The sequence below is a fragment of the Methylobacterium sp. yr668 genome (assembly GCF_900116245.1).
GTDB lineage: Bacteria > Pseudomonadota > Alphaproteobacteria > Rhizobiales > Beijerinckiaceae > Methylobacterium.
This window is the reverse complement of the sequence record NZ_FOZY01000042.1, coordinates 25,788-34,057: the sequence shown is the minus strand read 5'-3', so window position 1 is coordinate 34,057 and position 8,270 is coordinate 25,788. Positions and strand designations below refer to the sequence as shown.

Genomic DNA, 8,270 nt, shown 5'->3' with positions numbered 1-8,270 from the left:
GGTCATGTACTTCGAGACCGGCCAGGGCTCGGCGCTCTCGGCCGACGCCCACTGGGGCGTCGACCAGCAGACCATGGAGGCGCGCGCCTACGCGGTGGCGCGGGAGTTCGACCCGCTGCTGGTCAACACGGTCGTGGGCTTCATCGGTCCCGAGTACCTCTACGACGGCAAGCAGATCATCCGCGCCGGGCTGGAGGACCACTTCTGCGGCAAGCTGCTCGGCCTGCCGATGGGCGTGGACGTCTGCTACACCAATCACGCCGATGCCGACGGCGAGGACATGGACGCGCTCCTGACCCTGCTGTGCGCGGCCGGGGTCAACTTCGTCATCACGGTGCCGGGGGCGGACGACGTGATGCTGAACTACCAGTCATTGTCGCACCACGACGCGGTCTACGCCCGCGAGACCCTGGGTCGCCGTCCGGCCCCGGAATTCGAGGCGTGGCTGCGGGCCGTGGGCATCACGGACGGGCAGGGCCGGCTGGCCAGCGCGACGGGCGCGCTGCCCCCGGCCCTGGCGGAGGCGTCCCGGCTCCTGCCCGGGCGGGCGGCGTGAGCGGCGAGCCGGCCGGGCCGGCCGGGCCGGCTCGTCCGGGCCCGCCGACGCTGCGCGACCTGCGCGGGCTGACCCAGGCGCGCGTCGCGCTGGGCGCGCACGGGGCCGGCCTGCCGACCGGCGCGGCGCTGGCCTTCGGGCTCGACCATGCCCGCGCCCGCGAGGCGGTGTGGACGCCCCTGGACGCGGCCGCGATCCGCGAAGGGCTGCGGGCGCAGGGCCTGGACTCGGTCGAGGTCCGCTCGGCCGCGTCCGACCGGGCCGAGTACCTGCGCCGTCCGGACCGGGGCCGCAGCCTCGATCCGGGGACCGCGTCCGCGCTCGACGGGCACGGCGGGCCGGGCTTCGACGTGGCGATCGTGATCGCGGACGGGCTGTCGGCGACGGCGGTCGCGCTGAACGCGGTGCCGGCGGCGGCGGCGCTGGCGGCGCGGGTGCGGCGGGCCGGCTGGAGTCTGGCGCCCGTGGTGGTCGCCAGCCAGGGGCGCGTGGCGATCGGCGACCCGATCGGGGCGCGGCTCGGGGCGCGCTGCGTGGTCGTGCTGATCGGGGAGCGCCCGGGCCTGTCGGCCTCGGACAGCCTGGGCTGCTACGTCACGTACGGCCCGGCGCCGGGTCTGCCCGACGCGCGGCGCAACTGCATCTCGAACATCCGGGAGGGCGGCCTGGCGGTCGAGGCGGCCGCCGGGCAGATGGAGGCGCTGCTTCGGGCGATGCTGGCCCAGGGCACCAGCGGCGTCGCGCTGCGCCGGGACGATCCCGCCGATCCGGAGGCTCTCCCGGACGGATAGCCCCCGCCGGGTTCGCGGCGGGAGCTATCGCTTCAAGCCCTGAGGTCGGGGGCCTGGCGGTAGCGGGTCGCCTGCTCGTAATCGTGGGCGAGCCCGAGGAGGTCAGCCTCGCTCCAGAGCGGTCCGACGAAGATCAGGCAAAAGGGCGAGCCCGAGGCGTAGCGGCCGGCTGGCACGACCACGCCCGGCAGCCCGGCGATGTTGATCTCGCACACGGTCGTCTCGTGGATCGTCTCCGACCCGTGCAGGGCCGGCACCGCGTCGCGGGTCTGCGGGAAGACCAGGGCGTCGAGACCGTGCTCCGCCATGACCGTCGTGAAGACGTCGAGATACCGCTCGCGTGCCGCCAGGAAATCCGAGAGATCCGGCGGGGCGAGGGGATCGGCGCGGCAGGCCGCGAAGGCCGGCACCTGATTCATCCAGTCGAGGACGCCGCCCGGTGCGAGGGGATCTTCCGCCTTCGTGGCGGCGTCGAATTCGGCGAGGGTCCGGTAGGCCGCCTGCGGACCGAGCCGTTGCAGATAGTGATGGAGGTCGTAGAGCACGCTCTCGATGCCCCGGGCATCGTAGTGATCGAGGCCGGCGACGGGCTGGCCGAGGTCCGCGAAGCCGCTTCCGGCGAAGGGGTCAGCCACCAGGGCGGCGCCCCGTTCGGCGATCTCGGCCTGGGCCCGGGCGTAGTGCTGGATCGTCTCCGCCGAGAGGGCCCGGTCGCGCCAGCCCGGCCCGTAGAGCCCGAGGCGTCTGCCCCGCAGGGCCGTGTCGGACAGCTTGGCGGCGTAGCCGCCCTTCGGACGGCGGCCGATCCCGGCCACGGTCTTCGGGTCGGCGGCAGTGTAGCCGGCCAGGGCATCGAGGGTCAGCGCGGCGTCGCGCACGCAGCGGGCGATCGGCCCGACCACGTCGCGCGTGCTGCCGGCGAGCGGGACCACCCCGGTGTTGGGCACGAGCGCGAAGGTGGGCTTGATGCCGACGAGCCCCTGCGCCGAGGCGGGATTCTGGATCGAGCCGCCGGTTTCCTCGGCGAGTCCGAGGACCGCGAGACTGGCCGCGACGGCCGTGGCGGTGCCGGCGCTCGACCCGCCGGGCAGGAGGTCGGGCGCCGCGGCGTTGAGCGTCGGACCGGCCCAGCTGTCGTTGGCGTGGCTGCCGGTGGCGCTCAGCACGGGCACGTTGGTCTTGCCGAGGACGACGCAGCCGGCCGCCCGCATGCGCTCCACTACGGGCGCGTCCGTGGCCGGCACGAGGTCCACTCCCCCGGCCTCGGCGCAGAGGAAGTGCCAGCCGGCCGTGGTGGGCAGGCCGGCAACGTCCATCGTGTCCTTGATCACGACCGGAACGCCCGCCAGCGGCCCGAGGGCTTCGCCGGCGGCCCTGCGGCGGTCGATCGCTCGCGCCTCGTCGAGGGCGTGCGGATTGAGGAAGATGATCGCGTTGTAGCGGGGATTGTAGGTCTCGATCCGCGCCAGGAAGGCTTCGATCAGCGCCACGGCCGTCACGCCGCGGGCGTAGGCGGCCTGGACGTCGGCGACGGTCATCTCGGTCAGCATCCCGGCAAGGTCGGGCGCGTCGATCGGGGCAGCATCCATGGGGAACTCCGGACTGGCGAAGGGGAGGGGATCCGGCGGCGGCTCAGGCCATGCCGACGAACTCGTCGATCAGCGACCGGTTGCGCGCGACCTCGGGCGGGACCTCGCGGGTGATGACGCCCTTCTGAAGGATCAGGATGCGTTCCGAGAGGCCGGTGATGCAGGTCAGGTTCTGCTCGACGAGGAGCAGCGCGATGCCGCGCTCGCGCCCGATCCGCAGGAGGCTCTCGATGATCTCCTCGATGATCGAGGGCTGGATGCCCTCCGTCGGCTCGTCCAGCAGGAGGATGGTCGGGCCGCCGCAGAGGCAGCGGGCCAGCGCCAGCAACTGCTGCTCGCCGCCCGACAGGGCACCCCCGGGCCGGTCGAGATAGGCCTTCAGCCGGGGGAAGGTGGCGAGGATGTCCCCGATGGTCTCGTCCTCGTCCCGCTTCGCGAGCAGGCAGCCCATGCGCAGATTCTCGCGCACGCTGAGCGCGGGGAAGATCTCACGCCCCTGGGGCACGTAGCCGAGGCCCATGCGCGCCCGGGCCGTCGGGCTGCGCCGGGTGATGTCGGTCCCGTCGAACCGGACCTGCCCGGCTGTGGCCGGCAGGTAGCCCATCAGGGTGCGCAGCAGCGTGGTCTTGCCCATGCCGTTGTGGCCGAGGATGCCGACGAACTCGCCGGGGCGCACCGCGAGGGCCACGCCGCCGAGGATCGGGATGCGGCCGTAGCCGGAATGCAGGCCCTCGACGGAGAGGAGCGGCGGGCTGGCAGGGTCGGTCATGTCAGGCGGCCTGCTTGCCGAGATAGACGTCGCGCACGCGGCTGTCGGCCAGGACGGCGTCCACCGTATCCTCCATGAGGATCCGGCCCTGGTTGAACACCGTCACGGTCTTGGCGATCATCCGGATGAACGGCATGTCGTGTTCCACCACGATCAGGGCGTGGGTGCGGTTGATCTCACGGATCAGCGCGGCGGTGCGGTGGACCTCCTCGTGGGTCATGCCGGCGGCGGGCTCGTCGAGGAGGATCAGCTCGGGCTCCTGGGCGAGCACGGTGGCGATCTCGACCCATTGCCGCTGGCCGTGCGCGAGCTGGCCGACGATGCGTCCGGCGATCCCGGTGAGGTCGAGGCGCGTCAGGGTCTCGTCGACGATGGCGCGGGTGCGGGCGATGGACTTGCGCCGCCCGGCCGCCACGAACACGTTCTCGTGGACCGAGAGGCCGTTGAAGACGTTCGGCACCTGCGTCTTGATGCCGACGCCGAGCCGCGCGATGGCGTGGGGCTCGGCCCCGGTGATGTCCGTGTCGCGCAGGCGGATCCGGCCCTCGGTGGGCTTCAGCTGACCGGTCAGGATCTTGAAGAAGGTGCTCTTCCCGGCGCCGTTGGGCCCGATCAGGCAGCGCAGCTCGACCTCGCCGAGGGTGAAATCGACGTCGGCCACCGCCGTCACCCCGCCGAACCGCATGGTGACGCCGCGGGCCTCGACGAGCGGGCGCAGGGGCGCCCCGTGGGCGCCGGTGAGGGGGGTGGGAGCGTTCATCGCGCGCCTCCCGCGGCGAGCGCGTCCTTCGCCTTCCCGCCCGAGGCCCGGGGCGCCCGGGCCCGCTCCAGCAGGCGGAGGCCGAGGCCGCGGGCGACCGGGATCAGCCCCTGCGGCACGAGCAGGACGAAGCCGACGAGGACGACACCGAGCCCGAGGTTGGAATCGACCGCGCTCTGGCTGCCGGCGGCGATGATCAGCGCCTGGATCAGCACCGCGCCGAGCATCGGCCCGACGAGGGTGCCGAGGCCGCCGACCAGGACGTAGATGATGACCTGCGCCGACATCGGCAGCCCGAACACGGTCGGGCTGATGAAGCCGCCCCAGTTGGCGTAGAGACAGCCGGCGAGGCCCGCGACCCCCGCGGCGATCATGAAGGCGATGAGCTTGTAGAGGCGCGGGTCGTAGCCGATCAGCTGGGCCCGGGTCTCGTTCTCGCGGATCGCCACCACCACGCGGCCGAGGCGGCTCGCCAGGATCCCCCGCAGCAGCGCGTAGACGAGAATCAGGGCCCCCATCGCGGCGTACCAGATCCCCTCGATGTCCAGGGGCTCGTCGGGATGGCCGGGCGCGTTAAGGGCGGGGATCGCCGGGATGCCGTTGAAGCCGCCCAGCTCCGCCGCGCCGATCCGGTACTGGCTGCCGGAGGTGGCGTTGACGAGCTGGAACAGGATCACCGACACGGTCAGCGTGATGACGCCGATATAGGCGTCGCTGATCCGCCCGTAGAACATGAAGTAGCCGAGCAGGCCGGCGAAGAGCATCGGCACCAGGATCGACAGCAGGACGGGCACGGTGCTGTCGCCCATGTTGAGGACCGCGACGGCGTAGGCGTAGCCGCCGAGACCCAGGAAGGCGGCCTGCCCGAAGGACATCACCCCCGCGAAGCCCCAGACGAAGCCCTGCGAGAGGCCGAACATCGCGAGCGCCGCGAAGCCGGTGCACTGAACGAGGCCGAACGTGTCGAGGGCGTGCGGTGCCCCGAACAGGATGGCGAGGCCGAGGGCCAGCGTCGCCAGGAAGCCCGCGGCGGAGAGCCGGCGGGCGGGAGCTGCGGAGGTCATAGGCTGCGCCTCAGGTAGCGGCCGGTGATGCCTTGCGGGAGGACGCGGATCAGCAGGATCGCCGCGACGAGTAGGGCGACGTCGCCGATGACCGGCGTCGTCTTGAACGAGACGAGTTCGTTGATGACGCCGAACAGGCTGGAGGCCAGACCGGTGCCGGTGACGATGGCGGGGCCGCCGCCGAGAACCGTGATGAAGGCGCGGGCGATGTAGGCCGCGCCCATGGCCGGGGAGACGCCCGAGATCGGGGCCAGGACGCCGCCGGCGAGGCCCGCCAGGGCCGCGCCGAGGGCGAAGGTCGCCATGTAGACGCGGTTCGGCTGCACCCCCAGCGCCGCGGCCATGCGCGGGTTCTGCATGGTCGCGCGCAGGATCAGGCCGAACTTGGTGAAGCGCAGCACCAGGAACATCGCCGCCAGGGCGGTCAGCGCCGTCGCCACGATGACGAGGCTGTAGAGGCTCGCCCCGTAGCGCCCGATGTCGAAGCTGCCGACGGGCGTCGAGACGCCGCGCACGACGTTGCCGTAGAGCGTGGTGATCAGCCCGATCAAGCCCAGGCTGATGCCCCAGGTGGCGAGCATCGTGTCCATCATCCGCCCGTAGAGGAAGCGGATGACGGTGCGCTCCAGGATCAGCCCGATCACGCCGACCACCAGGGGCGGCAGGACGAGCATCGCGATCCAGATGTTGACCCCGGCCCCGCTCGCCATCACCGCCGTGTAGGCGCCGAGCATCATGAACTCGCCGTGGGCGAGGTTGATGATGCGCATCATCCCGTAGATCACCCCGAGGCCGAGGGTGATCAGGACCAGGGTGGCGATGCCGGTGACGACGTTGAAGGCGAGCAGCCCGGCGAGATCCATCGCCCTCAGCCCTTCAGGTCCGGCGTGAACTGCTTGTTGGTGCGCGGATTCTTGATCAGGTCGCAGGCACCGCCGGTGTCGGCCGGGAACGAGTTCGGGAAGGTGGCGAGGATCTCCCACTTCCGGTCCTTCGGGCGGGCCAGATAGGTGTTGCGGATGGTGTGGTGGGTGGCACCGTCCATGGTGACCGTGCCGGTCGGGGACTCGATGCTGAGGCCGCTCTCCAGGGCGGCGATGACCTTGTCGCGCTCGATCGAGCCGGCCTTCTTCACCGCCTCGGCCCAGAACAGGATGCCCTCGTAGGTGGCGGTGTCGAGCTCGCTGAGATCGGTGACGTCGGCGCCGAACTTCGCCTGCATGCCGGCGACGAAGGCCTTGCTCGCGGGCGTGTCGAGGTCGTTGTACCAGCCGTAGCAGGTGATGATCCCGTTCGTCGTGGAGGGATCCATCGTCGTCAGCTCGTCGCCGAGCCCGAACACGCTCGACCCGACCGGGATCTTGGACTTCATGCCCGCCGCGTCCCACTGGCGATAGAAGCCCGAATGGTTGGCGCCGACCAGCGCCGAGAGGACGAGATCGGGCTGCGCCTGCTGGATGCGGCTGATCGCGGACGAGAAGTTGGTGACGTCGAGGGGGAAGAAGTCGGTGCCGAGCACCGATCCGCCGCCATCCTTCATGAACTTCGTCATCCAGCTCGCGGTGATGTGCCCGTAATTGTAGTCTGCCGCGACGATGTAGGCCTTCTTGCCCCAGTTCTTGAGGGCGTAGTCGACGATGTGGTTGACGGTCTGCGCGGGGGTCGACCCGGTGCAGAACACGTTGCGGTCGCAGACGCCGCCCTCGTACTGCGTGTTGTAGAAGTAGAGGGTCCGCGCGCGGTCGAAGATGGGCCGGATCGCCTCGCGCGACGCCGAGGTGATGCCGCCCTGGATGACGTCGACCTTGTCCTTGAGGGCGAGCTGCTGGGCATACTGGGTGTAGAGCTGCATCGACGATTGCGTGTCGTAGGCGATGAGCTGGATCGGCCGCCCGAGGAGCCCGCCGGCCTTGTTGAGTTGCTCGACCGCGTACTCGGTGGTCTCGATCATCCGCTTGCCTTCGAGGCCCAGCGCGCCGGAGCCGTCGAGCAGGCTGCCGAGCTTGATCGGCTCGGCGGCGAGCCCCTTCCGCGCGACGAACGGCATCGCGACGGTGCCGGCCGCGGCCGCCATCGACAGTTTCAGCACCTTCCGGCGGTCCATTGCACCCATCCCCCGAACTCCTCTCCGCCTCGCGCTTCAGGTCCGGAGACCGGAAGCGGGTGAGCGAAGGGTTCGCAAAGTCGATGCCAACCAATCTCACAGATCGGTCAGAAATCGGAGCGGCGACCGGGAGTGCACCGAGCGTCAGCGGTACTGTCCGCCTGTCGCGGCCGTGGAAATGCCACACAACGATCACGAGTCAGCGACAGCGACCCGGCCGATGGCGCGCGAGAATCTCGGCATGTCGTGACCAGCTGCCTCCCGACCGGGCTGATCGAGAGGATCAGCCAAGCTCGAAGGGGTCGGTCATGCGGTGAGATCAGAAGAGGAGCGCGGAGTAGATCGTGCTGAAGTTGCACCAGATCGAGGTGCGGACGGCGCAAGGCGAGATTTTCGCGCTGCCATGCAAGAAGGCGGACGGCGGCCGTCCCATCGACCGGATGACGCGCTAGGAACCTGTCCGAGTAAGAGCGCACGCACTGGATAACCTGCAGAGTTCTGTAAGGGACATGTCCGAGTGCATATAGCGGATGAAGGTTGGTGTGCCGCTTTGAGCTGAAGTTGTCGAAGGGCGGAGGAACGGCCGCTTTGGAGAAGCTGCGACAGAGGTCTGAGCGTCCGAGTTGGGTCGCCAGCG

At 70.7% G+C, this 8,270-nt stretch carries 8 protein-coding genes; 2 read left to right on the top strand and 6 right to left on the bottom strand.

The features are described 5' to 3' along the window. Together eutB and eutC are read left to right on the top strand one after the other, a co-directional pair. The coding region (gene eutB / locus BM419_RS28475; protein WP_175556370.1) for an ethanolamine ammonia-lyase subunit EutB at positions 1-556 on the top strand (556 nt) is incomplete at its 5' end. After that, on the top strand, positions 553-1,347 hold the full coding sequence (eutC, locus tag BM419_RS28470) for an ethanolamine ammonia-lyase subunit EutC (protein WP_082557989.1): 795 nt from the start codon (positions 553-555) through the stop codon (positions 1,345-1,347). The genes eutB and eutC, both read left to right, overlap by 4 nt. Before the next feature lie 32 nt (positions 1,348-1,379). Here the strand turns inward: eutC and BM419_RS28465 are convergent, their stop codons facing one another. From BM419_RS28465 to BM419_RS28440, 6 genes are read right to left on the bottom strand one after another with little or no spacing between them, the layout of a single operon-like run. After that, complete coding sequence (locus BM419_RS28465) at positions 1,380-2,936, bottom strand: amidase (RefSeq protein WP_091928415.1); 1,557 nt, start codon at positions 2,934-2,936, stop codon at positions 1,380-1,382. 43 nt (positions 2,937-2,979) lie between these two features. After that, complete coding sequence (locus BM419_RS28460; RefSeq protein ID WP_091928414.1) at positions 2,980-3,705, bottom strand: ABC transporter ATP-binding protein; 726 nt, start codon at positions 3,703-3,705, stop codon at positions 2,980-2,982. Between the two features lies 1 nt (position 3,706). Then, positions 3,707-4,465 (bottom strand): ATP-binding cassette domain-containing protein, encoded by a 759-nt coding sequence (locus BM419_RS28455; protein WP_056530338.1) that lies wholly within the window; start codon positions 4,463-4,465, stop codon positions 3,707-3,709. Then, a complete protein-coding gene (locus tag BM419_RS28450; protein WP_056530335.1) occupies positions 4,462-5,529 on the bottom strand; it encodes an ABC transporter permease subunit in 1,068 nt (355 codons plus the stop codon). The genes BM419_RS28455 and BM419_RS28450 overlap by 4 nt, the downstream gene beginning before the upstream one ends. Beyond that, a complete protein-coding gene (locus tag BM419_RS28445) occupies positions 5,526-6,392 on the bottom strand; it encodes a branched-chain amino acid ABC transporter permease (protein WP_056530332.1) in 867 nt (288 codons plus the stop codon). The genes BM419_RS28450 and BM419_RS28445 overlap by 4 nt, the downstream gene beginning before the upstream one ends. A 5-nt stretch (positions 6,393-6,397) precedes the next feature. Then, positions 6,398-7,642, bottom strand: a complete 1,245-nt coding sequence (locus BM419_RS28440; protein WP_199866141.1) for an urea ABC transporter substrate-binding protein — start codon at positions 7,640-7,642, stop codon at positions 6,398-6,400. Positions 7,643-8,270 lie beyond the last annotated feature (628 nt).